A 26472-nucleotide genomic window follows, 5' to 3' on the forward strand; every position below is an offset into this window, starting at 1 on the left:
AGCCGCCGGACTCCTTCGCCCATAAGGTCCGGCATGCGCGTAATTTTTGCTTTCGCTTCGCTCGCCGTTCTCGCTGGTTGTGTAGCGCCCTCGGCCCCGCCGCCGGCGCCTGCACGGCCCGTTCCGGTTCCGGCACCCGCGCCGGCACCTGCTCCCGCGCCGCCTCCGGCGAGCAGCGACTGGCGCGATTGGCCGCTGAGCCCCGGCGGGTGGAGCTATCGTCCGGATTCGCGCGGCTCGGTCGCGCTGTTCGGGGCCGCGGGTGATCCGGCGTTCACGCTGCGTTGCGACCGCTCGGCACGCCAGCTGCAACTGACCCGGCGCGGCGCGGCGGCGGGGACGATGACGGTGCGGACCAGCTCGACCGCGCGCAGCCTGACCACGAGCGGCGCGACCGACAGCGCTTCGGCGACGCTGCCATCGAATGATCAGCTGGTCGATGCGATGGGCTATAGCCGCGGGCGCTTCATCGTCGAGACGCCGGGCATGGCGCCGCTGGTGGTACCGGCCTGGGCGGAAGTGCTGCGTGTCGCTGAGGATTGCCGGGGCTGAGGTGCGGCTCGATCCGCTACGCCCAGACCTCCATGAATCGCCGATTTCGCAATTTAAAACAAGACTTGTTCTGCGATTCCGGATGATTCAAAGTCGCGATGTGCCCGGGCCGGGTACGACGTCTTAACAAGCGAAAGGAGGTGATCCGATGTCTCATGGTTCAGCAGTGAGGTCGGTTCAGTTCGTTCGGGAGACGCGCCGCTAAGCTCTGACTGCACCCGGTGGAAGCCCTCCACCGGTAAGGCGCACGGGGGGTATCCTCCCCCAATCAACGGCGCCAGCAGCGGACGAGCGGCCCGCATGGTCTCCCGGGCTGGAGCTTCCGGCCGCTGACCATGTCGGAGGTCACCGGGTGCCAGAGATGGCCCCGGTGGCCTCTTTCATTTTCGGGGCGCGAAGTTTGCGCGGAAGGGCCTGTCATGACACATAGAATTCTGACCTTCTATGGCTCCTATCGCGAGGCGCGGATGGGGATCCGGCTGGCGCGCTGGATGTCGGCGCGGCTTGCGGAGCAGGGCTGCGACGTCGAGCTGATCGACGCGAAAGCGGTCGGGCTGCCGATGCTCGACAAGCGCTATATGGACTATGCGCCCGGCGAGGCGCCGGCGGCGATGGAGGCGCTGGCGGAGAAGCTGCGCAATGCCGATGGATTCCTGTTCGTCGCAGGCGAGTATAACTGGGGCATGCAGCCGGGACTCAAGAATCTGACTGACCATTTTCTGGCCGAATGGGCGCGGCGGCCCGCGGCGATCGTGAGCTATTCGGGCGGGCGGCTGGCTGGCGCACGGAGCAATTCGATGTGGCACCCGACACTGACCGAGATGGGCATGGCAGTGGTCCCTGCGACGATCACCGTCGCGCAGATCGGCCAGACGCTCGACGCCGACGACGTTCCGCAGGGCGAGGGCGGCGCGGCGTTGCAGCGCGGCTTCGGACGATTCGCAGCCGAGTTCCTGTGGTGGATCGATGCGGCCAAGGCGCAACGCGCCAGGGCGGGCTAGAAGATCAGCGCGATCAGATAGACGAGCAGCGCGAACAGCAAGAAGGGCGCAGACAGGATCAGCGCGATCACGGCCATCACCGTCCAGGCGCGCCGGAGGCCGAACCCGTCGCGGACGCAGTCGAAGATGACCTGCATCAGCCCGAGAAAGCCGGATTCGCGCATCAGGCCTCCATCAATCCCTTGAGCCGGTAGAGCGCGTCGAGCGCATCGCGCGGGCTGAGGCTGTCGATGTCGAGGCTGGAAAGCTCGGCGCGCAGCGCATCGATGGCTTCCTCCTCGTGCTCGGCAGCAGCGGCGAACAGCGGAAGATCGTCGAGACCCGCGGCGATGCCGCCGGTCTTCTCTCGGCCGGCCTCCAGCTTCGCCAGCACCGCCTTGGCGCGCGAGATGGTGACTGGCGGCAGGCCGGCGAGGCGTGCGACGGCCAGGCCGTAGCTGCGGTCGGCCGGTCCCTCGGCGACCTCATGGAGCAGGACGAGGTCGCCCTTCCACTCGCGCGCGCGGACATTGTGGAGCGACAGCGCGTCGCAGCGCTCCGCGAGCCGCGTCAGCTCGTGATAGTGCGTGGCGAACAGGCAGCGGCAGCGATTATCCTCATGGATCGCCTCGACCACCGCCCAGGCGATGGCAAGACCGTCATAGGTGGAGGTGCCGCGCCCAACTTCGTCGAGGATCACGAAGCTGCGCGGGGTGGCCTGCGCCAGGATCGCCGCGGTCTCGACCATCTCGACCATGAAGGTGGAGCGGCCGCGCGCGAGATTGTCCGACGCGCCGACGCGGCTGAACAGGCGGTCGACGATGCCGAGCCTGGCGCGTGCCGCCGGGACATAGGCGCCGGCCTGAGCGAGCACGGCGATCAGCGCATTCTGGCGCAGGAAGGTCGATTTACCGCCCATGTTCGGGCCGGTGACGAGCCAAAGCCTGTCGGTTTGGGAAAGCACGCAGTCGTTGGCGACGAAACGCTCACCGCCGCGGGCCAACGCGGCCTCGACGACCGGGTGGCGACCGCCCTCGACCTCGAAACAGGCTTGGTCGACCAATATGGGACGGGTCCAGCCACCCTCCGCCGCGCGCTCGGCGAGGCCTGATGCGACATCGAGCCGGGCAAGCGCGTCGGCGGTCGCAGCGATGGCTTCGCGCCGGTCGAGCGCGGCTGTCGTGAGTTCTTCGAGATGCGCGGCCTCGGCGGCGAGCGCATGCGCGCCGGCCTGGGTCACCTTGATCGCGATCTCGTGCAGTTCGGGCGCGTTGAACCGGACCACGCCCGCCAGCGTCTGGCGATGGGTGAAGCCGCTGTCGGGGCGCATCAGGTCGTCGGCGTGTTTGGAGGCGACTTCTATGTGATAGCCGAGCACGCCGTTGTGCTTGATCTTGAGCGCGGCGATGCCGGTGCGCTGCTTGTAGTCGGCCTCAAGCGCGGCGATGGCGCGGCGGCCGCCGGCGCCGGCATCGCGCAGATCGTCGAGCGCTGCGTCATAGCCCTCGGCGATATAGCCGCCATTGGCGGCGTCGATCGGCGGGGCGGGAACCAATGCGCGCTGGAGCAGGTCGATCAGCGCGCCATGGCCGCGCAGATCGGGCGCAAGGCTGGCGAGCAGCGCGGGCGGCTCAGGAAGCTTGCCCAGCGTCTCGCCGAGCCGCCACGCGCCGTCGAGACCGTCGCGCAGCTGACCGAGATCGCGAGGCGAGCCGCGGCCCGCGGCGAGACGCCCGATGGCGCGGCCGATATCCGGGAGCGCACGGAGTGAGGCGCGTAAGTCCTCGCGTAAACCCGGTTGGTCATGGAAGCGCTGGACGAGATCGAGCCGTGCTTCGATCGTCGTGCGATCCATCAGCGGCGCGGCGATGTCGGCCGCGAGCAGGCGTGCGCCCGCGCCTGTGACAGTGCGATCGACCGCATCGAGCAGGCTGCCCTTGCGCGTGCCGGCCTGGCTCTGGGTCAGTTCGAGGCTTTCGCGCGTCGCGGCATCGATCGCCATGCTGGCGTCGGATCGGGTGATGCGCGGCGGGCGCAGGAAGGGCAGTGCGCCCTTGGCGGTGTGTTCGAGATAGGCGACGAGCCCGCCCGCGGCGGACAGCGAAGCCCGGCCGAACTGGCCGAAGCCGTCGAGCGTCGCGACGTCGAACAGCCGCTTGAGGCGCGTCTCGCCGCCGCTGCTGTCGAACTCGCTGCGCGGGCGGTAGCTGGTAATGTCGAGCGCTTCGCTGCCATCGGCGGCGATCACTTCGGCGGCACTGAGCCGGGCGAGCGCGGCGCCGATCGCTTCAGGCGCGCATTCGAGGATTTCGAACCGGCCGGTCGAGATGTCGGCGGCGGCGATGGCGGTCTCGCCGCCCGCCTCGCCGATCGCCGCGCACCAATTGGCCGAGCGGCTGTCGAGCAGCGATTCCTCGGTCAGCGTGCCCGCTGTGACGACGCGGATGATCGCGCGCGCGACGAGGGCCTTGGAGCCGCCGCGCTTCTTCGCCTCCTCGGGTGTTTCGATCTGATCGGCGATGGCGACGCGCTGTCCCGCCTTGATGAGGCGGGCGAGATAGCCGTCCATCGCGTGGGCGGGCACGCCGCACATCGGGATCTTCTCGCCGCCATGCTCGCCGCGCGCGGTGAGCGCGATGTCGAGGATACCGCTGGCGAGCTTCGCATCGTCGAAGAACAGCTCGTAGAAATCGCCCATGCGATAGAAGAGCATGCAATCGGCCGCTTCGGCCTTGAGCGCCAGATATTGCGCCATCATGGGGGTGGGAGCGGCGTCGGCCATCAGGGGACTCGATAGGGGTTCAGACGCGGGCGGCAAGCCCGGATTTGGCGACACTTGTGGATGGATCAGCGCTCGCGGAATTGGACCCAGTCGGTCGGGCATTGCGCGACGGGCTTGGGCTTGGCCTGCGCGCCATCGATCGTCCAGCATTCCTCGAAGATCGAGCAATAGCAGGAGCGGACCTGGAGCTTCCACCGTTCGGTCTCGAAGCGGTCCCACAGCACCTTGCTCGACGGGGTTTCGGCGATCTGCATGAACTTGACCGTCTCACCGGGGCGGGCGACGATGCTGGACGAGGGCGAGGTGGAGAGATTGAGCCCGCCATTGGGCTGAAAGCCGCAGCATTTGCTGAGCAGATCGCGGGGATCGCGCACCGGCTGGCCCTGATAGCGGATCTCGATCGGGCCGAGCAGCGCGGGGCCGACGCCGTTGTTGGAGAGGTTGAGCGAGATCATCCGCTCGCCCTTCTCGCTGACGCCGCTGTTGCTGGTGCCGTAGGAGAGGAAGGGCCAGGCATCGGCCTGCTGCATCTTCTTGGTCGCCTCGGCCTGGACGAAGGTGAAATAGGCGACCCCGACCGAGATCAGCATTGCCGGCGCGCCGATCAGGAAATGGCTGGCCATCAGCCAGGGCACCAGCTTGAGCAGCTTGGTGAGGCGCGGTCCAACGCCGCTGTCCTGGGCGCTGAGCTCGGCGACCCTTGCTTCGAGCTGGGCGATGCGGTCCGGATCGGGCGTATCGTTTGTCATGATCGCTCGATACCGAAGGGCGCGAAACGCGGCAATCGCGCGAACAGGCAAGTATGTGTGCGGATTTCCGCACAGAATGCCGCGATTTGCGGCCAGACGCGGGATGCAGCTTCCGTACGTCTCTTGCAAAGCGCCAGATTGCGGTGGCGCGGAGCCGTGCCTAAAGGGATCGTGACCGGGAGAGAAGAATGTCAGAAGAAGCCAATGTCCAGTTTTCCGAGCGCGAGGCGCTGCTGTTCCACTCGGAGGGCCGGCCGGGCAAGATCGAGATCGTCGCATCCAAGCCGCTGACCACCCAGCGCGACCTGGCGCTGGCCTATTCGCCGGGCGTCGCCGTGCCGGTGCAGGCGATCGCCGACGATCCGGCGACGGCATATGACTATACCGCCAAGGGCAATTTGGTGGCGGTGATCTCCAACGGCACCGCGATCCTGGGCATGGGCAACCTTGGCGCGCTGGCGTCGAAGCCGGTGATGGAAGGCAAGGCGGTGCTGTTCAAGCGCTTCGCCGACGTCGACTCGATCGACATCGAGCTCAAGACCGAGGACGTTGACCGCTTCATCGACGCGGTCGAGCTGATGGAGCCGAGCTTCGGCGGCATCAACCTTGAGGACATCAAGGCGCCCGAATGCTTCATCATCGAGCAGACCCTGCGCGAGCGCATGAACATCCCGGTCTTCCATGACGACCAGCACGGCACCGCGATCATCACCGCGGCAGGTCTGATCAACGCCTGCCTGCTCACCGGGCGGCGGATGAACGAGATCAGGGTTGTGGTGAACGGTGCAGGCGCCGCCGCGATCGCCTGCACCGAGCTGATCAAGGCGCTGGGCGTCAAGCACGACCATGTGCTGATGTGCGATCGCAAGGGCGTGATCACCCCGGACCGCGAGGGCGTGAACCAGTGGCAGTCGGCGCATGCCGTCGCCACCGATCGCGAGACGCTGACTGACGCGCTGGTCGGCGCCGACGTGTTCCTCGGCCTGTCTGCCGCGGGCGCGCTCAAGCCCGAAATGGTCAAGGACATGGCGCCTGCGCCGATCATCTTCGCGATGGCGAACCCCGAACCCGAGATCCGGCCCGAGCTGGCCAAGGGCGTGCGTCCCGACGCGATCGTCGCCACCGGGCGTTCGGACTATCCCAACCAGGTCAACAACGTCCTCGGCTTCCCGTTCATCTTCCGCGGCGCGCTCGACGTGCGCGCGACGGGGATCAACGACGAGATGAAGATCGCCGCGGCACAGGCGATCGCCGAGCTGGCGCGCGAGCAGGTGCCCGAGGAAGTGGCGATGGCCTATGGCCGCGCGCACAGCTTCGGCGCCGACTATATCATCCCGGCGCCGTTCGATCCGCGCCTGATGGAAGTCGTGCCCGCCGCCGTCGCCAAGGCGGCGATGGATTCGGGTGTGGCGACCAAGCCGATCCTCGACATGGCGGCGTACCGCCACACGCTGCGCAGCCGCCTCAACCCGACGACGTCGGTGCTGACGCTCGCCTATGAAGGCGCGCGCGCGCATCCCAAGCGCGTGATCTTCGCCGAGGGCGAGGAGGAAGTCGTGCTGCGCGCGGCGATCGCATTCCGCGAGGGCGGTTACGGCACGCCGGTGCTGGTCGGCCGCGACGATGTTCACGATCGCCTGAAGGCGCTGGGCGTGAGCGATCCCGAGAGCTTTGAGGTGCACAACAGCCGCCATTCGCCGCTGGTGCCGGCGATGGTCGACTTCCTCTACAAGCGGCTTCAGCGCCGCGGCTATCTGCGCCGCGATTGCGAGCGGATGGTCAATCAGGACCGCAACATCTTCGGCTCGCTGCTGCTGCAGCTGGGCGAGGGCGATGCGATGATCACCGGCATCACGCGCCCCTATTCGCAGAACATGCGCGAGATCCGCCGCGTGATCGACGTGGGCGAGGGGCGCACCGCGTTCGGCGTCCACCTGCTGGTCGGGCAGAGCCACACGGTGTTCATCGCCGACACGACGGTGAACGAGCGCCCGAGCGCCGAGGAACTGGCCGATATCGCCGAGCAGACCGCGCAGGTCGCACGCCGCATGGGCCATGAGCCGCGCGTCGCGTTCCTGAGCTATTCCAACTTCGGCAATCCCAAGGGCGCGTTCCTCGAGAATATGCGCGAGGCGGTGAAGCTGCTCGACGACCGGCAGGTGAGCTTCGAATATGAGGGCGAGATGACGCCCGACGTCGCGCTCAACCCGCGCCAGCTCGCCAACTACCCGTTCGCGCGGCTTTCGGGCCCGGCGAACGTGCTGATCATGCCCGGCCTCCAGTCGGCGCATATCTCGGCCAAGCTGCTGCGCGAGCTGGGCGGGGATTCGGTGATCGGGCCGATGCTGGTGGGCATGGAAAAGCCCGTCCAGGTCGCGCCGATGACCAGCACCGCAAGCGAGCTGGTGACGCTGGCGGTGCTCGCGGCAGGCGGGGTTACACGGTAACCCCGCGTCAGGCCTTCGCCTCGATCATCCAGCAGGCGGCGTTGAAACGGACGGTGTCGCCATCGACGAACGGGTCGAAGGCGGCGCGGACGATGCCGAAGATGTGGTCGCGGGTCGCCGCGTCCGCCTGCTGCAGCGCGATGCCGATCCGGCCGAGATTGGACAGATAGGGCATCAGCGCCGCTTCGGGCATGGTGCAGGCGATGTCGATGGGGGTGAGCGCCACGTCGCGCCATCCGCTCGCGTCCAGGATCGCGCGGACATGCCCGGGATCGGCGAAGGCGAATTGCCCGGGTGCGCCGGGCTTCACCGGCGGGAGCGGTGGAAGCAGCGGCGCGGCGGCGCGCTCGGCACAGGTCATGAACGGATTCTCGACGGCGGAACGCCAGGCGATCGCGGCGAGCGGTGCGCCGGGCGTCATCGCAGCACGGATGCGCGCGAAGGCCGCAGCAGGATCGTCGAAGAACATCACACCAAAGCGCGAGGTCGCCATGTCGAACGGACCTGCGCCGTCGAGTTGCGAGGCATCGCCGCTGCGGAAGATGGCGTGCACGTCCTCCGGCTCGGCGGCGGCGCGGGTGCGGGCGCGGTCGATCATCATCTGCGACAGATCGGCGCCGGTGCAGGCGCCGTCCGGTGCAAGCGCGCGGGCGATGGCGAGCGTGGTCGCCCCGGTGCCGCAGCCGATGTCGAGGACGTTGCGCGGATCATGCCAGCGGACGGCATTCACCAGCAGTGCCTCGAACGGCTCGAACAGGCCGTCGAGCAGCGCCTGCATGCCCAGCCACGCCTGCCCGGCAGGACCGTTCCAGAGCTGGGCCTGGCTCATTTCCTCGATCTTTTGCGTGCTCATATTGGCTCCTTTCGCTTGATTCGGGGGTGCTTGAACTGCACCGTGCCACTTCAAGCCGACTTGAGGTCAAGCCATGATGCCGCTCGACATTGCCGAGGTCGCGAAACGCTCCGGCGTGCCGGCATCGACGCTACGTTACTATGAGGAACGGGGGCTGATCGAATCGATCGGTCGGCGTGGCCTGCGGCGAACCTTCGATCCGGGGGTGCTCGAACGGCTGGCACTGATCGCGCTGGGGCGGCAGGCGGGGTTTTCGCTCGACAAGATCGCCGCGATGTTCGACCCGCGCGGCATGGCGGTGATCGACCGCGGCACGCTCATCGCCAGGGCCGATGAGATCGATACGCTGATCCGGCGGCTGAGCGCGATGCGCGACGGACTGCGGCACGCGGCGGCGTGTCCGGCGCCGAGCCATATGGAGTGCCCGACCTTCCGCCGGATCGTCCGCGCCGCGGCAAGCGGTGTGCTGGCGAGGCGGGCGGGGACGATCCCGCGCCTCGATCGGGCATGATCATGTAACCGGTTGCTGCTACATTTGTAGCATGCTACAAGTGTAGCAGGAGAAGGTCATGATCGAGTCGTTGCCGCGCCGTGAGCGCGAGGTGTTCGAAATCCTGTGCGGGCTGGAAGAGGCGACTGCCTTGGCCGTGCGCAATGCGATGAGCGATCCTCCCTCGGACTCGGCGGTCCGTACCTTGCTCGCACGGCTTGTCAGCAAGGGGCTGGTCACCCATCGCACCGCCAATCAGGCCTATGTCTATGCCCCCGCGCCGCGCGCCGAAGCGGTGGCGGAGACTGCGTTGCAGAAGCTGGTGCAGACCTTTTTCCACGGATCGGCCGCGAGCGCGGCAACGGCGCTGCTGGGGATGCAGCCCGCACTCAAGTCGGATGAGATCGACGCGCTTCAGCGTGTCATCGACCAGGCGCGCAAGGAGGCGGAATGATGCTGGAGATGCTGATCGCGCTTGGCTGGAAATCGGCGCTGATCGCCGCGCTGGCGCTGCTTGCCGACCGGGCGATGCGCGGGCGGCCGGCAGCGGAGCGCGTCTTCGTGTTGCGGATCGCGGTGGTGGCGCTGTTGCTGCTCCCGCTTGCGATGCTGCTGCTGCCGTCGCTCGATCTCGCGCTGCTTCCCGCACCCGAAGCGGTTACGGCGGCGGCGCGGATACCCGGCCCGGCGGCGGTTGCGTCCGTCCCGCCGGCCGTAGCGGAAGCGCGCATCGACGCCGTGGGACTGCTCTACGCGCTGGGCGCGGTGGCTGTGCTGCTTCATCTGGCGATTGGCATTGCGGTGCTGGTGCGCTGGACACGGCGGGGCGTGGAGGCGAGCGAGCCGGGCTGGCAGGTCGCGCTTGCCCGGGGAGCAGCTGGTCTGCGGCGGCCGGTTCGGCTGCTGGTTTCCAATGACGTCGTAACGCCGATCAGCTGGGGGATGGCGCCCGCCTGGATCCTGATCGACCCGGTGACGCTCGCGCGGACCCGGCAGGCGGATGCGGTGGTGGCGCATGAAATGGCGCATATCCGCCGTTTCGACTGGCCGATGCTGGTCGCGGCGCGGATCGCGGTGGCGCTGCTGTGGTTCAACCCGCTGGTCTGGCTGCTCAACCGGACGCTGGCGCGCCGAGGGGAGACCGCGGCGGACGAGGCGGCGGTTCGCGGGATCGAACGTGCCGATTACGCCCAGGCGCTGCTCAGCTTCGCCGCGGCTCCCGCTGCGCGCGGCGTGGCGACCGGGATGGCATTGTGGCCCAACGCGCTTGCCGAGCGCATCACGCATATCGCGATGCACCGCCATCGCCGCGGAAGCCGGCTGATCCCCGCGATGGCGCTTGGCTGCGCGGCGATCGCTGCGCCTCCTTTGGCGGCAGCAAGGCTGGTGCCCGCAGCGCCCGCGAAGGACGCGCCCGCCGAGCGCTCGGCACCGCCTGTCACCGCGCCCGCGGCAACGAACGTTGCGGCTGCTGGAAACCCGATACCGGTGCGTACCACCGATGCCGTTGCCGACCCGGACGGCGACTCTGTGGTGCCAGCCAGTCTGCCTGCGGCTGGCCGGCCGCTGACGTCACCGTCCGCGGCACCCGGCCCGGAAGTTCAGGTGGCCAGCGCGCCGGTTCCGATGCCGCAACCGGTGCGGATCGTCGGCCAGACCGGCGCTTCGGTGGTCAGGAGTGCGGACGGCGTGACGATCACCGCGCCGCCGCCTGTCAGACTGCCAGTGCCACCCCCTGGCGAGGATACGCCCGATTGGGCGGAGCATGCCGCGGACCAGCTGACCGAGGGGGCCGCGGAGATCAGAGGCGGTGCGCGAGAGGTCGAGCTGACTGCGGAATTGCCCGGCGTCAGCGCCGGACAGCGCGCAGAGATCGCTACACGGGTAAGGGAGATGCGCGCCAAGGCCGACGAGTTCGAGGCGAGGGCACGTGCATTGAGGGCGCGGCGCGGCTGATCGCCGCCTAGCCGCGGACCATCACCAGGATTGCGACCGGAAGCGGGATTCCCGCCACGGGAGCGGCTTGCCTGGCGAATTTGAAGGGAGAATGATGATGCGACGGACGATCCTGATTTCGATCCTGCTGCTGGGTGCCTGCGCCGAGGGGCGGGCAGAGCCGGTCGCGAAGCTGGCCTATGGCGATCTGACGCTGGCGAGCCGGGAGGGGCGAGCGGCCCTCCGTCAGCGGGTGACCCGCGCGGCGCGTGACTATTGCGCGGCCTATGGCGCGGAGATGACGCCGCATACCTCGCGTGCCGACCCCTATTACTGCACCGACATGTTCCGATCGTGGATTGTCGGCAAGATGGGCCCCGACCTCCGCCGCGCCTATTTCCTTGCGCGGCAGGAAGCCGGGGTGAAGGGGCGTCAACTCTAGCCGTCGATGCTGATCCCGAGCGAGGCGTTGACGAGCCCGCCATCGACCACCAGCGTGTCGCCCACGACATAGTCCGAGGCGCGGCTGGCGAGGAAGATCGCGGCGCCGGCCATGTCGTCGGGCGTGCCGACGCGACGCATCGGGATCGCCTTGGCGACGGTATCGGCGTGGTCGCGCGCGGCACGGTTCATCTCGCTGGCGAAGGCGCCGGGGGCGAGGCTGTTGACGATGATCCCGTCGCGGATCAGGCGGGCGGCCATGCGCTTGGTGAGGTAGATCAAAGCCGCCTTGGATGCGTGGTAGCTATAGGTTTCCCACGGATTGAGGCGCAGGCCGTCGATCGAGGTGATGTTGATCACCTTGGACGGAGCAGCGTGGCTGGCATTGGTCTTGAGCAGATCGTGCAGCGCTTGGGTGAGGAAGAAGGGCGACTTGACGTTGAGGTCCATGACCTTGTCCCAGCCGCTCTCCGGAAACTCCTCGAACGCCACGCCCCAGGCGGCACCGGCATTGTTGACGAGGATGTCGAGATGATCCTCGCGGCTGGCCAGCGCGGCGGCGAGCGCCTTGCAGCCTTCGACCGTCGAGACGTCCATCGGGACCGGAATGCAGTTGGGGCCGAGTTCGGCGGCGGTCTCCTCGCACGCCGGAGCCTTGCGCGAGGAGATATAGACCTTGGCGCCCTGGGCGATGAAGGCTTCGGCGATCATCTTGCCGATGCCGCGGCTGCCGCCAGTGACGAGCGCGACCTTGCCGGTCAGGTCGAAGAACTTGCTGGTGTCCATTTGATGGTCTTCCCTTGTGGCTGCCCCTCTCCCAACCCTCTCCCCCAGGGGGAGAGGGCTAAGGGCTATCCGCCGCGTTTCAGTGTTTCTCTGGCAATGATGAGCTGCTGGATCTGGCTGGTGCCTTCGTAGATGCGGAACAGGCGGACGTCGCGGTAGAGCCGCTCGATGCCGTAATCGGCGATGTAACCCGCGCCGCCGAAGATCTGGACCGCGCGGTCGGCGACGCGGCCGACCATCTCGGTCGCGAACAGCTTGGCCGCGGCGCTTTCCATGACGACGTCCTTGCCGTCGTCCTTGGCGGCTGCGGTCTCGAGGACCAGCGCGCGGGCGGCGAGGCATTCGGTCTTGCTGTCGGCGAGCATCGCCTGAATCAACTGGTGCTCGGCGATCGGTTTGCCGAACTGCTTGCGCTCGGAGGCATAGGCGACGCAGTCGGCGATCAGCCGCTCGGCGACGCCGACGCTGACGGCGCTGATATGGAGGCGCCCGCGATCGAGCACGCGCATCGCGATCTTGAAGCCTTCGCCCTCTTCGCCGAGCCGGTTGGCGGCGGGGACGGGGACGTCGTCGAAGATCACGTCGGCGACCTTTGCGCCCTTCTGGCCCATCTTCTTCTCGGGCTCGCCGATCGAGACGCCGGGCAGGTCCTTGGGCACGAGGAAGGCCGAAACGCCGCGGGCGCCGGGTTCGTCGCCGGTACGGGCCATCACGGTGAACAGCTGCGCCTTGTCGGCATTGGTGATGAATCGCTTGGTGCCCGAAAGGCGGTAGACGTCGTCCCCATTTTTATCCTTGGCACGGACCGCACGCGCCTTCACCGCACCGCTGTCGCTGCCGACATCGGGTTCGGTGAGCGCGAAGCTGGTGATGATCTCTCCACTGGCGATACGCGGGAGCCACTCGGCTTTCTGTTCGGGGGTGCCGACCATGACGAGGCCCTGGGAGCCGATGCCGACATTGGTGCCGAAGGTCGAGCGGAAGGCTGGGGTGGTGCGTCCCATCTCGATGCCGACGCGGCATTCCTCGAGCATCGTGAGGCCGAGGCCGCCATAGTCCTCGGCGATCGACAGGCCGAACAGGCCGAGCGCCTTCATCTCCTCGACGATGGCGTCGGGGATTGCGTCGGCGGCCTCTACCTCGCCCTCGAGCGGGCGCAGCCGCTCGGCGACGAAGCGGCGGACCGTATCGATCAGGGCGTCGAACGTCTCGGGGTCGAGCGCCATGCCATCCTCTCCTGAAACCCGCCCCAGCTATACCCGATGGGCGTGGGTCCGCAACATACCACGATTTTGAAAATTGACGGATTGACGCATTGCAGGGCGGCCATATGCTGACCCGAAACTGCAAAATGCGGCGTGCACGATGCGACCGGCAGCGGCGGGAGAGCGTGATGGATGGCATGACTCAGGCCGCGGCGACCCCGCAGGTGCGGCGGATCGGCAAGCAATCGATGCTGGCCTATGGCTTCGGCGCGGTCGCCTATGGCGTAAAGGACGCCGGCTTCCAGACCTTCCTGCTGCTGTTCTACAATCAGGTGATCGGGCTGCCCGCAGTCCAGGTCGGTGCGGCGATCATGGCGGCGCTGATCCTGGACGCGATGATCGATCCCGCGATCGGCGCGGCGTCGGACCGCACGCGCAGCCGCTGGGGGCGGCGGCATCCGTGGATGTACGCGTCGGCGATCCCGATCGCGCTCGGCTGGCTGCTGCTGTGGAATCCGCCCGAGCTGCCGCACGCCGCGATGCTTGGCTGGGTGTTCGCGACCGCGGTGGTCGTGCGGACCGCAGTGTCGGCCTATGAGGTCCCGTCGGTCGCGCTGACCCCCGAACTGACCGCCGACTATGACGAGCGGACGCGGATCATGGCCTATCGCTATCTGTTCGGCTGGGCGGGCGGCCTCGCGATGCTGGTTGCGGCCTACACCCTGTTCCTGGTGCCGGGCGAGGGGCAGCCCAACGGACTGCTCAACCGCGAGGGCTATGGCCTGTTCGCGGCGGTCGGCGCGGCGGCGATGGCCGGGGCGATCCTGATTTCGGCGCTGGGCACGCATCACGAGATCGCCCGGCTGCCACGGCCCGAAATCGAGAAGACGACACTCCGGGAGACGTTCGGCGAACTGGTCGAGACGGTGCGCAACCGTGCCTTCGCGCTGCTGATGATCGCGGGGCTGTGCGCCTATTCGGCGCAGGGGATCAGCTTCGCGCTGTCCAACTATCTCTACACCTTTGTCTGGTTGTTCCCGCTCTCCGCCTTCATGGCGTTGGGCGCGGTGCTGTTCGCAGGCGTGCTGATGGCCTTCTTCATTGCGCCACGGCTGGCGCGACGCTGGGGCAAGCGCAAGGCGGCGGCGGTGTTCATGACGCTGGCGCCCGTACTGCTGGGCCTGCCCTATTGGCTGCGGCTGAGCGGCCTCTTCCCGCCACCGGGCGACCCGGCGATGCTGCCGATGCTGTTCGGTATCTTCATCGTCAACACGACCTGCAGCGTCTCGGCCTTCATGCTCGGCGGGTCGATGATGGCCGATATCGTCGAGCAGTCCGAAGCCCAGACCGGGCGGCGGTCCGAGGGGGTGTTCTTCGCCGGATCCTTCTTCGTCCAGAAATGCACCAGCGGCATCGGCATCGGCCTTGCCGGGCTGGTCCTGTGGATCGCGGGGTTCCCCGACGGCGCCAAGCCCGGGCAGGTCCCGGTCGAGACCGTCGACCGGCTGACGCTGGTCTTCACCCTCTGCTACCTCGCGCTCGGCTGGAGCGCGGCGTGGTTCTATGCGCATTTCCCGTTCGGCAAGGCCGAGCATGATGCGCGGATCGCTGACGCCGCCAACACGTAAACGCCCGCCAGATCGCTCCGGCGGGCGCCTTCCTCCCCAGGAATTCTGCGTCAGCCGAGGCGGCCGAGGCGGTGATAGAGGTTCGCGAACTGGACCGAGCGGGGATCGTCGGCGATCTTGCGCGTGTAGTCGGCGACCGCTTCCTTGAGCAGCGCGAAGTCGGCGGTCGAGAAGACCGGGCGGGCGCTGGCGGGTTCGGGCGTCTTCATGAGGCTTCTCCTGTAAATTTCTCTGCATCCTGTGTGACTCGTGATTTACAAAGCCGACAGAGTGGGCGGGTTTTTCTCGTGGTCATGCTGTGATTGACGCATGACAGGCGATCCGAAACATTGTAAAAAATTGACAAGACCATTTGTTCGCCTCTCGCGGCGAGCATGACAGGAACGGGGCGTGTAGGAAAATGGCGGAGCGCAAGCTGTTCGCGGGGCATGCGGTGCGGCGATTGCGGCGCGCGCAGGCGCTGACCCAGGCGGCGATGGCGGAGATGCTGGGCGTCTCGGCGAGCTATCTCAACCTGGTCGAGCGCAACCAGCGGCCGCTCTCCGCGACCTTGCTGCTGGGCCTGGCGCAGACGTTCGACTTCGACCCGCGCGCGCTGGCGGCGGGCGAGCCGGGCGGGGGCGAGGAGGCGATGCGGCGGCGGCTGGCCGACCCGCTGTTCGCCGATATCGAGATCGACCGCGCCGAGCTGACCGAATGGCTGGCGGGCGCGCCGGGCGGGGCGGAGGCGTTCGCGCGCGCCTATGACCGGATCGGGGTTGGGGGCGCCGGCACGGCGATGCCGGGCGAGGGCGAGGACCCCGGCATGGCGGTACGGCGCGAGGTCGAGCGCTGGCGCAACCATTTCGCCGATCTGGATGCGGCGGCGGAGACGCTGGCGGACGAGCTGCGCATCGCGTCGAGCGACCCGTTCGGGGCGATGGCCGAACGGCTGCGGGTCAAGCATCAATTGTCGATCCGGGTGCTGCCGATCGAGGTGCTGAGCGGCCTGCGCGTGCGGCTGGACCTGCATGCGCGGCAGCTGCAGCTCAGCGAAGCGCTCGATCCGCCGAGCCGGGTGTTCGCGCTAGCGAGGCAGCTGGCGGGCGAGGCGCGGGCGGAGATCGATGCGCTGGTGCGTGGCGCAGGCTTCGCCGACCGGGTCGCGGAACGCCTCTACCGCCGGCACCTGGTGAGCTATTTCGCGGCGGCGGTGATGATGCCCTATGCCCGCTTCCTGCGCGCGTGCGAGGCGACGGGCTATGATCTGGAATTGCTGCGGCGGCGCTTCGGCGCGAGCGCGGAGCAGGTGGCGCACCGGCTGACCACCTTGCAGCGGGTGGGTGCACGCGGGCTGCCCTTCTTCATGCTGCGCATCGACCGGGCGGGACAGGTGTCGAAGCGCTTTGCCGGGGCGAGCGGGTCGCCGCTGGTGGAATCCGCGGCACCATGCCCATTGCTCGACGCCTATGCCGCCTTCCAGCGCGCCGACGAGCGGGTGGTGCAGCTGGTCGAGCTGGAGGACGGATCGCGCTGGTTTACTTCGTCGCGCTGCGTGTCGCCGCCGGGCGGCTGGGCAGGGGCGGTCAAGGCGCGGTTCGTGGTGACGCTGGGGCTGGCAGCGGATGCGGCGCGGGGCCTCGCGGCGGCGCGCGGGCTGGACTTCGGCGGCGAGGCGGTGCCGGTGGGGCTGGGGTGCCGGGCGTGCACGCGCGAATGCCCGCAACGCAGTGCAGCGCCCGTGGGCCGGGCGATGCTGGTCAATGAGCGGGAGGCGGGGGTGTCGCCGTTCGGGTTTGCGGGGGACTAGGAGCATTTGCTTGCAAGCAACTCCCCATCTTCAGCGCCATCGCAGGAGTGTCAGCATCTGATCACCTGCAGACGCAAAGTGAAGGCGAAGATCCAAGTCGCACCACTCAGCGAGTACCCCGTGCTCAAGATGATTGTAGCACCAATCCTCAAAATCTGAGGCGAGAAATCTGCCTTGGCGGTCGCGCGCGACTGTGAATCCCACCGACCCTCTTACGGCTCGGTCAAAGGGTGTGCGATCGCGGGTTATCCAAAAGAAGGTTGAGTTTGGCGAACTCTTCGTATTCGAAGAAATGGTCTTTTGAATGGGGGTACTCATTTCGACTCTGCCTTCGCGCGCCGGCGTTTGTTCTGATCGCTGACCTTCTCAAAATCCGGCGCAATCTCTTTAAGTTTACGAACTAAGCCTCGCAGGTCATAGCCATTGCTATCTTGCCCTTTGTGGAGCTTGAAACGTTCTATTCGGCGGATGAACCCTGCGTTCTCAAGTGTGGTCAGGTGGCGCTGGATGGTGCGCGGATCTTTGCCCATGCGTCGGGCAATTGTTTCCTTGGACGGATGGGGATGCTGCTCTTTCGTCCACCAATGACTCACCAATTGAAGGAGGACGTTGAACTCATCGGGCTTCAGGCCGAGCTTCCCCTGTCCCCACAGCAGGATCGAGGGAATCTGTGTGAAGCCTCGGGCAAGTACTGACTCCGGCCAACGGTCCTTGCGTGGCGGCTTAGCCTCAGCACTGGGCTTCTCAATGCCTTTGGATTGAGATTTGGCGTCCGTCGCTCCGACGGCCGGCTTTCTCGAAGTTCTTTTGATAATCTGCATAGACCCGAAATACGCTCGCGAATCGGGCTCTGCTAGAGGCGATGGGGAGGCAATCTTGTCCTAGCCCCATATAGTTCCTTATGTGCATCCCGGCTTCATGTGACCACTTGCTCACTCTACTTATTGCTCACTCTACTTAGTGAGACGTTGGTGCCTGGGAGGTGGGAGGCAAATTTGCCTCTGTCTGGGAGAAGAATCTGTCTCCCCAAAAATTCGACTATGCGATTTCTATGCTTCTCGTTTAGCGGTTTTCCGCACTGACTGCGATTGCAAAATGCACGGCCATCTACGCCCAATGCACCCGATCCCGTCCCTCATGCTTGGCGCGGTAGAGGGCAGCGTCAGCACGGGTGACGAGCGTGTTGAAGCGCTCGCGGCGCGCGAGGGGGGCGGCGCCGATGCTGAGCGTCAGGGTGCCGCCCGGCGATTCGGCATGCGGGATGGCGAGGCGGCGGATGCGGGCGAGCAGGGCGTCGAACCGGGCGCGTGCAGCTTCGGGCGTGACGCCGTAAAGCAGGACGCAGAATTCCTCTCCGCCAAGGCGTGCGGCGATGTCGAGCGGATGGCACAGGTCTGCGGACAGCGCGTGCGCGACCTGCTGGAGCGCGAGGTCGCCCGCGCTGTGCCCGTAGCTGTCGTTGAACCGCTTGAAATGGTCGACATCGATGATCGCCAGCGCGAGCGTGACGTCTTGCTGCGCTGCAAGATGCGCCGCGCGTTCGGCATGCGCGAACAGGCTGCGGCGATTGGCGAGGCCGGTAAGCGGATCGGTATGCGCCTGCCGGTCGAGAATAGCGGTGAGCAGGAACTGGCGGCGCTGCGAATGCTCGCGCAGATAGCCGCCCATTGCTGCGACCGGCACCGCCATCAGCAGCATCGCGACGATCTGGGCACTATGCCCGAAACCGTGCCGGGTATCGAGGAAGAGCAGCACAAAGGCCGAGACGATCGCGACCAGCAGCGCCGCGCCGAGCGCCCGGCGGAAGGTGAGACCAAGCGGGAGGAAGGCCGCCATCACCACCACGATCTGGGCATTCTCCGCGGCGAACGCGCCTTTGCCGTGGACGACCATCGCGGTGACGGCGATGGCAAGGCCCATCGCGGTGTACATCGCCCAGGACAGCCAGCCATAGTCGCCACGCCCCTTGCGGATGACGATCGCCCCGGCGATCAGCAGTGCCAGCACCGACCAGCGGGCGCCCACCCATAGCCAGACCAGCGGATCGAAATGGCCCCACAGGCCCAGGATCGTGAGGCGGTGAAGGTCGAGCAGGGAGAAGGCGAACCAGACAAGCGCACCCGCGCCGGCACAGATCGCGGCGGGCAGGCGCTCGGTCTCGATCAGCTTGCGGCGATACTCGGCCTCGATCTCCGGTTCGAACCGCAGCGAGCGGAAGCCGCGGCGCAGCTGCTGCGCGTAGCGGTCCCCTGGCTTGCTGCTGCTGAACTCGTTCGATTGGAACATGCCGGGGCGGTGCTTCCTGCTTCTGCTTCGGTCAGCCGTTCGCAGGGAAAGGTTGGCAATGCGTCAATACGCAGACCGTTATGGGTAATTCGGCGAAAGATCAGGGTGCTGGAAGCGGATGCGGGCGGGCCTCCCCGTCGGCCCCGCCGAGCGCCCAGCGGATCCCTTCGAGATACATCGACTGGACGCGCGGATCGTCCCAGCTGGCATTGGTGTGGCCGAGCCCGGAATAGAAGACGCGGCCCTTGCCGTAGCGCTTGATCCACGCGACCGGGAAGTCGTGATCGGCGCGGCGGACGCCTGGGTTGGCCAGATCGAGGCTGGCGGGATCGAGCCGCGCGAGCACATCGACATCCTTGCGGGAATAGGGCTCGGCGCGCATCTGGTAATGCTCGTCGGTGAAGGTCATGCCGGTGGACCAGCCCTTCATCGCGGGAAAGTCCGGCCGCTCGACGATGACCCGCGCCGGAGTGACCTTCCACGGGTGATTGTCGAACACCCCGCCGATCATCTTCGCATATTCGGGCCAGCCATAGGCGGTGGCGGTAGCCGAATGGACGCCGATAAAGCCCTTGCCGTCCTGCGCGACGAAGGCGAGCAGGTCGCGCTTCTGCGCGTCGGTCAGGTCGGTCTCGCCATTGGTGTAGAAGAGCACCGCGTCATAATGATCGAGCGTGTAGGCGCGCGAGGCGCGCTGGCCGCCCTTGGCATAGGCGCCCTTGCCCCAGACTTCGTCCTTGGTGACCAGCGTGACGTCGGTGCGGATCGTCGTCTCGAACGCACCGCTCTCACGCCCCAGCCGCTCGATCGTCGCGGCGGCCTGACTGTAGGCGGTGTGTGCGGTCTGGTTGCCGGTCGAATGGTCGGCGATGATCAGCAGGCGTTTGGGCGGTGCCGGAGCGGCTTGTTCGCGCGAACTCGCCGAGCCTGCGGCGAGGACCAGCAGCAGGGCCGCGACGTGACGCATCCGACTTCTCCCAGGGCGTGATGCGTGTCCTAGCCGCTCAGAACAGGCGCGTCAGCAGGTAGAAGAGTGCGCCGACCGCCGCCGAGGCGGGGATGGTGATGAACCAGGCCCAGACGACGTTGCGCGCGACCCCCCAGCGCACGGCGCTGGCGCGGCGGGCGGTGCCGGCGCCGATGATGCTGCCGGTGATCGTGTGGGTGGTCGAGACCGGGATGCCGAGCAAGGAGGCGGTGAACACCATGATCGATCCACCCATCGAGGCGCTGAACCCCTGATGCTGCGACAGCTTGGTGATGCGGCTGCCCATCGTCTCGATGATCTTCCAGCCGCCGCTGAGCGTGCCGAGCGCGATTGCGACATAGCAGGCGATGGCGACCCAATGGGGGACGTGGAACTCGCCGGAGAGATAGCCGGTCGAGTAGAGCAGCACGGTGATGATCCCCATCGTCTTCTGTGCGTCGTTGAGGCCGTGGCTGACCGAATAAGCAGCGGACGAGAAGAGGTGAAGGACGCGGAAGCTCTTCTCGGCGGTGCGGTTGGTCGCGCGGGCGAACGCCCAGCTGGAGAGCAGCATGATGAGCATCGCCAGCAACATGCCGAGCAAGGGCGAGAGGACGATGGCGATGAGGGTCTTGTTGAGGCCGCTCCACTGGATGCCGGTGAAGCCCGCATGCGCGACGCCCGCGCCGACGATGCCGCCGACCAGCGCGTGGCTGGATGAGGAGGGGATGCCCTTGAGCCAGGTGACGACGTTCCAGAACATCGCGCCGATCAGCGCGCCGAACACGACGCCTGGGGTAACGAGATCCTTGTCGATCAATCCCTTGCCGATCGTTTCTGCGACCTTGTGCAACTCGGGGAAGCCAAGCGTCAGGAAATAGGCGGCGAAGTTGAAGAATGCGGCGAAGGCCACCGCCTGCACCGGGCCGAGCAGGCGGGTCGCGACGACGGTGGCGATCGAATTGGCCGCATCGTGCAGGCCGTTCAGGAAATCGAACGCCAGTGCGACGAGGATCAGGCCGACGAGGAGCGGGAAGGCGAGTTCGTGCATCGTGCGGCTTATGCGTGATCGATGACGATGCCGTCGATCTCGTTCGCGACGTCCTCGAGCGCGTCGGTGATGCGTTCGAGATGCTTGTAGATCTCGCGCGCGACGATGAACTTCATCGGGTCGTGGCCATAGGTCTTGAACGCGCGCTTGACGCCGGCGTCGTGGATGTCGTCGGCATGCCCCTCCATGCGCACGAGGCGTTCGGTGAGTTCGTGGAGGCGCTGCCCGTTCCTGGCGACGTCGCGCAGCAGCGGCATCGCCTCGGCCGTCAGGCGCGCGGCATCGACGATGATCGCGGCCATGTCGCGCATTTCCGGCTCGAACTCGGTAACCTCGTACAGATCGACCGCGGCGGCCGCGGCCTGCATCTCGTCCACCGCATCGTCCATCGCGCCGATCAGGCTGGTGATCGCGCTGCGGTCGAACGGGGTGAGAAAGGTCTTCCGCACCGTCTGCAGCACTTCGCGGATGATGCCGTCGGCGTCATGCTCGCGCTCCATGATCTCGCGGATATGGTCCTGCAGCGAACCGCCGCCCTGGAACAGCCGGGCCAGCGCATCGGCCGAGGCGGTGATTGTCACCGCATGCGCCTCGAACAGCTCGAAGAAATTGCCCGTCTTGGGGAGCAGGCGCTGGAACCAGGCGAACATGTCGGAAATCCTCGATTTTTCGGCGACGGCGGTGAGCACGCCGCTGCGGCGCGCGGCCGCGTTGAATTCGGACGCGCCGAAGCTGCGGATCAGGTCGGAGAGGTCTGGCTCGTCGACCGCGTCGGCGGCCTCGGCAAGCGTGAACCAGCGCCGTTCGCGCTGGTGCTGCTCCTTCCACTCGGGCAGCTCATGCGTGACGGCGAGCGGGAAGACATCGACATCGACCATCAGCGAAGCGCCGTTGCCGCGCGTCTTGCGGTAGCGGAACGAGCCGAGCGGGGTGGGGCAGGCGGCGCCATGGACGCCGGCTTCCTCCTCTGCCTCGCGCGCGGCGCAGGCGTGCGGCGCTGAGCCGGCCGCGGCGGCATTGCCCTTGGGGATCACCCAGCGGCGCGTGCCGCGCGACGTGACCAGCAGGATGCGCACGGGCGCATCGATGGCGGTCCCTTCGGTACGGTAGGGCAAGGCGGCGATCTGGCGAATGGCGGAGGCTCCTATGGCGCGCGCCGATGCCCGATTTTTTCGAATGTTACAATGATGTGACGTTTGCGTGACGTCAAAGCCTGTGGATGCGCCAGGGCGTTGCAATGCTGCGGTGCAGGATATTGACACACTTTTGCGACAAATAGGTGAGACAAGCTTGCCTTCCTTCCCCGGTATTCATAGCGCGTTCCTCCATGCGAATGATTCTGACCTTTTTGGCGTCCGCAACCATGCTGGCGGCCTGCGGCGGCAACGATGCGGCGCTCAAGAAGGGGCGTGAGGCCCCGCTGGTGACGCTGGCTGCGGTGCAGCCTGCGCGCTTCGTGGAGCGGATCGATGCCGTCGGCACCGCACGCGCCAACGAGCAGGTGACGCTGACCGCGCCGGTGACCCAGCGGATTGTCCGCCTCAATTTCGACGACGGCGCCTATGTGGCGCGCGGACAGGTGATCGCGGTGCTCGAGACCGCGACGCAGAACGCCCAGCTTGCCCAGGCGACCGCCCGGGCCCGTGAGGCGCATCAGCAGCTCGAACGGCTCGAGGCGCTCAAGGCGCGCGGTTTCGCGACGCGCAGCGCGGTCGATACGCAGGTGGCGCTGGCCGGCCAGGCCAATGCGCAGGCGGCAGAGGCGCGGGCGGGAATCGCCGATCGCGTGGTGCGTGCGCCGTTCGGCGGCTGGGTGTCACTGCGCAACATCTCGGCCGGGGCGGTGGTGACTGCGGGGACCGAGATCGTCACGGTAAGCGACGTCAGCCGCATCAAGCTCGACTTTCCGGTGCCCGAGACGCTGCTGGCACAGCTCAAGCCCGGCCAGCCGATCGTGGCGATTGCCGCGGCCTATCCCGACCAGCCGTTCCGCGGCACGGTCGATACGGTCGATCCGGTGCTGAATCCGCAGACCCGCGCCGCCACGGTGCGCGCGGTGCTGGCCAATGGCGACCGCAGGCTGAAGCCCGGTATGCTGCTGACGGTGACGATCGAGTCCGCCGAACGCACCGTACCCGCAGTGCCCGAACTTGCGCTGGTGGGTGAGGGCGAGAAGATGTTCGTCTTCACCGTCGAGAACGGCAAGGCAAAGCGGATACAGGTCCGCACCGGGCTGCGCCAGAATGGCATGGTCGAGATCGTCGATGGCCTTCGCGCCGGTCAGCGCGTCGTGACCGAGGGGGTCGTCAAGATCGCCAACGGCCAGGACGTGCGCACCGGCTCCGCGGACAACGCCAAGGGCAAGCCGGGCGAGGCGGCCAAGACGGACGAGCCCAAGGCTGGCGGCAAGGCCGGCTGATGCAGCTTTCCGACGTCTCGGTCCGGCGGCCGGTCTTCGCGGCCGTCCTTTCGATCCTGCTGACGATCGTCGGCGCGGTCGCGTTCCTGAGCCTGTCGGTTCGCGAATATCCTGATACCGACCCGCCGGTCGTCTCGGTCGAGACCGTCTATACCGGTGCGGCGGCCAGCGTGGTCGAGGCGCGGATCACCCAGCCGATCGAGGAAGTGCTGTCGGGCATCGAGGGGATCCAGACGATCACCTCGCGCTCGCGCGACGGATCGTCGGACATCTCGATCGAATTCCGCCCGGGCCGCGACATCGATTCCGCGGCGAACGACGTGCGCGACCGTATCGGCAGCGTGACCGAGGATCTGCCCGAGGAAGCGCTCGCGCCCGAAGTGCGCAAGGTCGATGCCGATTCAAACCCGATCCTCTTCCTGGTCGTGTCGCGCCCCGGCTGGTCGCGGCTGGAGCTCAGCGATTATGTTGACCGCAATCTGGTCGACCGGTTCAGCACGATCGACGGCGTCGCCCGCGTCTTCGTCGGCGGTGAGGCCCGGCCGTCGATGCGCGTATGGCTGGATGCCAACAAGCTCGTCGCGTTCCAGCTGACCCCGGCCGATGTCGAGACTGCGCTGCGTACGCAGAATGTCGAGCTGCCCGCCGGGCGCATCGAATCCCACCAGCAGAACGTCACGCTGCGCGTCGACCGGCCCTTTGCGTCGGCGGAGAGCTTCACGCGGCTGGTCGTCGGGCGCGGGCCGGACGGCTATCAGGTCAAGCTGGGCGACGTAGCCAAGGTCGAGCAGGGCGCGGAGAACCCCTACACCACCTTCCGCATGAACGGGCAGCCGGCGGTGGGCCTGGGCGTCGTCCGCCAGTCCGGTGCGAACACGCTGGCGGTGGCGAAGGCGGCGAAGGAGACCGCGGCCAAGCTGGACCTGCCCGAGGGCATGTCGATCACCGTTGGTTCGGACGATTCGCTGTTCATCGGCCGCGCGATCGAGGGTGTGTGGCACACGCTGGCCGAAGCCGCGGTGCTGGTGGTGCTGGTCATCTTCCTGTTCCTGGGATCGTGGCGCGCGACGCTGATCCCGGCGGTGACGGTGCCGATCTGTCTGCTCGGCGCGTTCGCGGTGCTGTGGGCGTTCGGCTTCTCGATCAACCTGCTCACGCTGCTGGCGCTGGTGCTGGCGATCGGTCTGGTGGTCGACGATGCGATCGTCGTGCTCGAGAATGTCTATCACCGCATCGAGGAAGGCGAACCGCCGCTGGTCGCGGCGTTCAAGGGCACGCGGCAGGTGGGCTTCGCGGTCATCTCCACCACGCTCGTCGTGTGCGCGGTGTTCGTGCCGATCTGCTTCCTCGCCGGGCAGACCGGTCTGCTGTTCCGCGAGCTGGCGGTGGCGATGATCGGCGCGGTGGCCTTTTCCGGCTTCCTCGCGCTCAGCCTGACGCCGATGCTGTGCTCGAAGATGCTCAGGAAGCAGGAGCGCGGGCGGTTCACCGGCTGGATCGACGACAAGTTCCAGAAGCTCGAGGATTTCTACGGCCGCTGGCTCGACAAGGCGATCAACCGGCCGCTGATCCCGATGATCGGCGTGCTGCTGTTCCTCGGCGTCGCGGTGGGCGGCTTCCTGACTCTTCAGTCCGAACTGGTGCCGGCCGAGGACCAGGGCGTGGCGCAGGTGCAGCTGAGCGCGCCCGAGGGCACCGGCTTCGACCAGATGGACCGCTACGTCACCCAGACGCAGGAGAAGCTGCTTCCGCTGCTCAACGAGGGTGCGGTGCGCACGGTGATCAGCCGCGTGCCCGGCGGGTTCGGCGCGAGCGACGATTTCAACAGCGGCATGTTCATCGTCTTTCTCAAGCCCTGGGAAGACCGCACGACGACCACGCAGCAGATCGCGCAGCAGATCAACCGCATCCTGGTCAACGAACCGGCGATCCGCGGCAACGCGCAGGTCCGCTCGGCGCTGGGGCGCGGGCGCGGACAGCCGATCGGTTTCGTGCTGGCGGGAACGACCTATGAGGATCTGGTCAAGGCGCGCGACCGCATCCTCGCCGCCGCGGCGCAGAACCCGGGGATCATCAACCTCGATTCCGACTATAAGGAAACCAAGCCGCAGCTTCGCATCGACGTCGATACGACGCGCGCGGGCGATCTGGGCGTGTCGGTGAACGACGTCAGCCAGGCATTGCAGACCCTGCTCGGCTCGCGGCGCGTTTCGACCTATGTCGATCGTGGCGAGGAGTATCGCGTGATCGTGCAGGCGGACGCGGCGGGCCGCGCGACGCTGGCCAACCTTGCAACCATCCAGGTGCGCGCGCGCGACGGATCGCTGGTGCCGCTGTCGAACCTGGTCACCACGCGCGAGGTTTCGGGGCCGCGCGATCTGGGCCGCTTCAACAAGCTGCGTGCGATCACTCTGTCGGGTGCGATCGCGCCGGGCTATTCGCTGGGCGAGGCGCTGGCCTTCCTGCAGGCTCAGGCGGCGGCATCGCCCGAGGTGATCGCGGTGGGCTATCGCGGCGAGAGCCAGGCGTTCGTCGAGACCGGCGGATCGATCCTGTTGGTGTTCGGCCTGACCATCCTGATCGTCTATCTGGTGCTGGCCGCGCAGTTCGAGAGCTTCGTCCACCCCGGAGTGATCATCATGACCGTGCCCCTGGCGGTGGCGGGCGGCATGCTGGGCCTTGCGGTGATGGGCAAGACGCTGAACCTCTACAGCCAGATCGGCATCGTGATGCTGGTGGGGCTGGCGGCCAAGAACGGCATCCTGATCGTCGAATTCGCCAACCAGTTGCGTGACGAGGGCAAGGAGATTGCCGAGGCGATCCGCATGGCTTCCGCCCGGCGTTTGCGCGCGATCCTGATGACTTCGATCGCGACGGCGGCGGGCGCGGTGCCGCTGATGGTCGCGAGCGGCGCCGGTGCGGCGGCGCGGCAGGCGATCGGCGTCGTCATTGTGTTCGGCGTGATCCTGGCGACGATGATCACCTTGTTCCTGATCCCGATCCTCTACAGCAGGCTTGCGAAGTGGACCGGATCGCCCCAAGCAGTGAGCCGCGAGCTGGAAGCGGCAATGGGCGAACCCCAGGCTGCCGAGTGACGGCCGCAAATAGATAC

The 26472-nt window shown here is 67.1% G+C and carries 23 protein-coding genes; 11 read left to right on the forward strand and 12 right to left on the reverse strand.

All coding sequences use genetic code 11. The features are described from left to right. The first annotated feature begins 33 nt into the window (after window positions 1-33). Together AC07TU_RS08195 and AC07TU_RS08200 are read left to right on the forward strand one after the other, a co-directional pair. Window positions 34-552 (forward strand): hypothetical protein, encoded by a 519-nt coding sequence (locus AC07TU_RS08195; RefSeq protein ID WP_495187409.1) that lies wholly within the window; start codon window positions 34-36, stop codon window positions 550-552. 419 nt (window positions 553-971) lie between these two features. After that, the gene (locus AC07TU_RS08200) at window positions 972-1553 is read left to right on the forward strand and encodes an NADPH-dependent FMN reductase (RefSeq protein ID WP_495187410.1); all 582 of its coding nucleotides are present in this window, start codon (window positions 972-974) and stop codon (window positions 1551-1553) included. Here AC07TU_RS08200 and AC07TU_RS08205 read toward each other — a convergent pair. The 3 genes from AC07TU_RS08205 to AC07TU_RS08215 all read right to left on the reverse strand — a co-directional run bounded on the left by AC07TU_RS08205 (window position 1550) and on the right by AC07TU_RS08215 (window position 5063). Further along, window positions 1550-1717 carry a hypothetical protein gene (locus AC07TU_RS08205; protein ID WP_495187411.1) on the reverse strand — a complete coding sequence of 56 codons (168 nt, stop codon included), beginning with the start codon at window positions 1715-1717 and terminating at the stop codon, window positions 1550-1552. The two genes, AC07TU_RS08200 and AC07TU_RS08205, sit on opposite strands and share 4 nt — an antisense overlap. Further along, entirely contained in the window at window positions 1717-4290 is a 2574-nt protein-coding gene (gene mutS / locus AC07TU_RS08210) for a DNA mismatch repair protein MutS (protein ID WP_495187670.1), read from the reverse strand. Before mutS ends, AC07TU_RS08205 begins: the two co-directional genes overlap by 1 nt. An 89-nt stretch (window positions 4291-4379) precedes the next feature. Further along, window positions 4380-5063 carry a hypothetical protein gene (locus AC07TU_RS08215; protein WP_495187412.1) on the reverse strand — a complete coding sequence of 228 codons (684 nt, stop codon included), beginning with the start codon at window positions 5061-5063 and terminating at the stop codon, window positions 4380-4382. A gap of 188 nt (window positions 5064-5251) precedes the next feature. On the opposite strand from AC07TU_RS08215, the gene AC07TU_RS08220 reads away from it, so the two are divergent. After that, complete coding sequence (locus AC07TU_RS08220) at window positions 5252-7510, forward strand: NADP-dependent malic enzyme (RefSeq protein ID WP_495187413.1); 2259 nt, start codon at window positions 5252-5254, stop codon at window positions 7508-7510. 7 nt (window positions 7511-7517) lie between these two features. Here AC07TU_RS08220 and AC07TU_RS08225 read toward each other — a convergent pair whose 3' ends face one another. Further along, window positions 7518-8363, reverse strand: a complete 846-nt coding sequence (locus AC07TU_RS08225; RefSeq protein WP_495187414.1) for a class I SAM-dependent methyltransferase — start codon at window positions 8361-8363, stop codon at window positions 7518-7520. A gap of 73 nt (window positions 8364-8436) precedes the next feature. Here AC07TU_RS08225 and AC07TU_RS08230 point away from each other — a divergent pair, with 73 nt between their 5' ends. The 4 genes from AC07TU_RS08230 to AC07TU_RS08245 all read left to right on the forward strand — a co-directional run bounded on the left by AC07TU_RS08230 (window position 8437) and on the right by AC07TU_RS08245 (window position 11230). Then, a complete protein-coding gene (locus AC07TU_RS08230) occupies window positions 8437-8874 on the forward strand; it encodes a helix-turn-helix domain-containing protein (RefSeq protein WP_495187415.1) in 438 nt (145 codons plus the stop codon). A gap of 58 nt (window positions 8875-8932) precedes the next feature. After that, window positions 8933-9307, forward strand: a complete 375-nt coding sequence (locus AC07TU_RS08235; protein WP_495187416.1) for a BlaI/MecI/CopY family transcriptional regulator — start codon at window positions 8933-8935, stop codon at window positions 9305-9307. Beyond that, complete coding sequence (locus AC07TU_RS08240; protein WP_495187417.1) at window positions 9304-10809, forward strand: M56 family metallopeptidase; 1506 nt, start codon at window positions 9304-9306, stop codon at window positions 10807-10809. The genes AC07TU_RS08235 and AC07TU_RS08240 overlap by 4 nt, the downstream gene beginning before the upstream one ends. A gap of 97 nt (window positions 10810-10906) precedes the next feature. Beyond that, entirely contained in the window at window positions 10907-11230 is a 324-nt protein-coding gene (locus AC07TU_RS08245; protein WP_495187418.1) for a UrcA family protein, read from the forward strand. Here the strand turns inward: AC07TU_RS08245 and AC07TU_RS08250 are convergent. Together AC07TU_RS08250 and AC07TU_RS08255 are read right to left on the reverse strand one after the other, a co-directional pair. Beyond that, window positions 11227-12015, reverse strand: coding sequence for an SDR family oxidoreductase (locus tag AC07TU_RS08250; RefSeq protein WP_495187419.1), 789 nt, complete (start codon window positions 12013-12015; stop codon window positions 11227-11229). The two genes, AC07TU_RS08245 and AC07TU_RS08250, sit on opposite strands and share 4 nt — an antisense overlap. Window positions 12016-12080: 65 nt before the next feature. Next, window positions 12081-13241, reverse strand: a complete 1161-nt coding sequence (locus AC07TU_RS08255; RefSeq protein ID WP_495187420.1) for an acyl-CoA dehydrogenase family protein — start codon at window positions 13239-13241, stop codon at window positions 12081-12083. Between the two features lie 167 nt (window positions 13242-13408). On the opposite strand from AC07TU_RS08255, the gene AC07TU_RS08260 reads away from it, so the two are divergent. Then, a complete protein-coding gene (locus tag AC07TU_RS08260; RefSeq protein WP_495187421.1) occupies window positions 13409-14848 on the forward strand; it encodes an MFS transporter in 1440 nt (479 codons plus the stop codon). A 50-nt stretch (window positions 14849-14898) separates the two neighbouring features. Here the strand turns inward: AC07TU_RS08260 and AC07TU_RS08265 are convergent, their stop codons facing one another. After that, on the reverse strand, window positions 14899-15057 hold the full coding sequence (locus AC07TU_RS08265) for a hypothetical protein (RefSeq protein WP_164513740.1): 159 nt from the start codon (window positions 15055-15057) through the stop codon (window positions 14899-14901). 191 nt (window positions 15058-15248) lie between these two features. Here AC07TU_RS08265 and AC07TU_RS08270 point away from each other — a divergent pair, with 191 nt between their 5' ends. Next, entirely contained in the window at window positions 15249-16637 is a 1389-nt protein-coding gene (locus AC07TU_RS08270) for a helix-turn-helix domain-containing protein (RefSeq protein WP_495187422.1), read from the forward strand. Between the two features lie 314 nt (window positions 16638-16951). Here AC07TU_RS08270 and AC07TU_RS08275 read toward each other — a convergent pair whose 3' ends face one another. The 5 genes from AC07TU_RS08275 to AC07TU_RS08295 all read right to left on the reverse strand — a co-directional run bounded on the left by AC07TU_RS08275 (window position 16952) and on the right by AC07TU_RS08295 (window position 22056). Then, complete coding sequence (locus tag AC07TU_RS08275; RefSeq protein ID WP_495187423.1) at window positions 16952-17458, reverse strand: helix-turn-helix domain-containing protein; 507 nt, start codon at window positions 17456-17458, stop codon at window positions 16952-16954. Between the two features lie 286 nt (window positions 17459-17744). Next, window positions 17745-18923 carry a GGDEF domain-containing protein gene (locus AC07TU_RS08280; protein ID WP_495187424.1) on the reverse strand — a complete coding sequence of 393 codons (1179 nt, stop codon included), beginning with the start codon at window positions 18921-18923 and terminating at the stop codon, window positions 17745-17747. Window positions 18924-19023: 100 nt separating this feature from the next. Next, window positions 19024-19890, reverse strand: a complete 867-nt coding sequence (locus AC07TU_RS08285) for a ThuA domain-containing protein (RefSeq protein WP_495187425.1) — start codon at window positions 19888-19890, stop codon at window positions 19024-19026. A gap of 37 nt (window positions 19891-19927) precedes the next feature. Beyond that, window positions 19928-20941 (reverse strand): inorganic phosphate transporter, encoded by a 1014-nt coding sequence (locus tag AC07TU_RS08290; RefSeq protein ID WP_495187426.1) that lies wholly within the window; start codon window positions 20939-20941, stop codon window positions 19928-19930. Between the two features lie 8 nt (window positions 20942-20949). Then, window positions 20950-22056, reverse strand: a complete 1107-nt coding sequence (locus tag AC07TU_RS08295) for a DUF47 family protein (RefSeq protein WP_495187427.1) — start codon at window positions 22054-22056, stop codon at window positions 20950-20952. 212 nt (window positions 22057-22268) lie between these two features. Between AC07TU_RS08295 and AC07TU_RS08300 the strand changes: the two genes are divergently transcribed. After that, window positions 22269-23360, forward strand: a complete 1092-nt coding sequence (locus AC07TU_RS08300) for an efflux RND transporter periplasmic adaptor subunit (protein WP_495187428.1) — start codon at window positions 22269-22271, stop codon at window positions 23358-23360. Then, window positions 23360-26455, forward strand: coding sequence for an efflux RND transporter permease subunit (locus AC07TU_RS08305; RefSeq protein ID WP_495187429.1), 3096 nt, complete (start codon window positions 23360-23362; stop codon window positions 26453-26455). Before AC07TU_RS08300 ends, AC07TU_RS08305 begins: the two co-directional genes overlap by 1 nt. The last annotated feature ends 17 nt before the right edge of the window (window positions 26456-26472 follow it).

The organism is Sphingomonas sp. GW821-FHT03E12 (assembly GCF_059420685.1).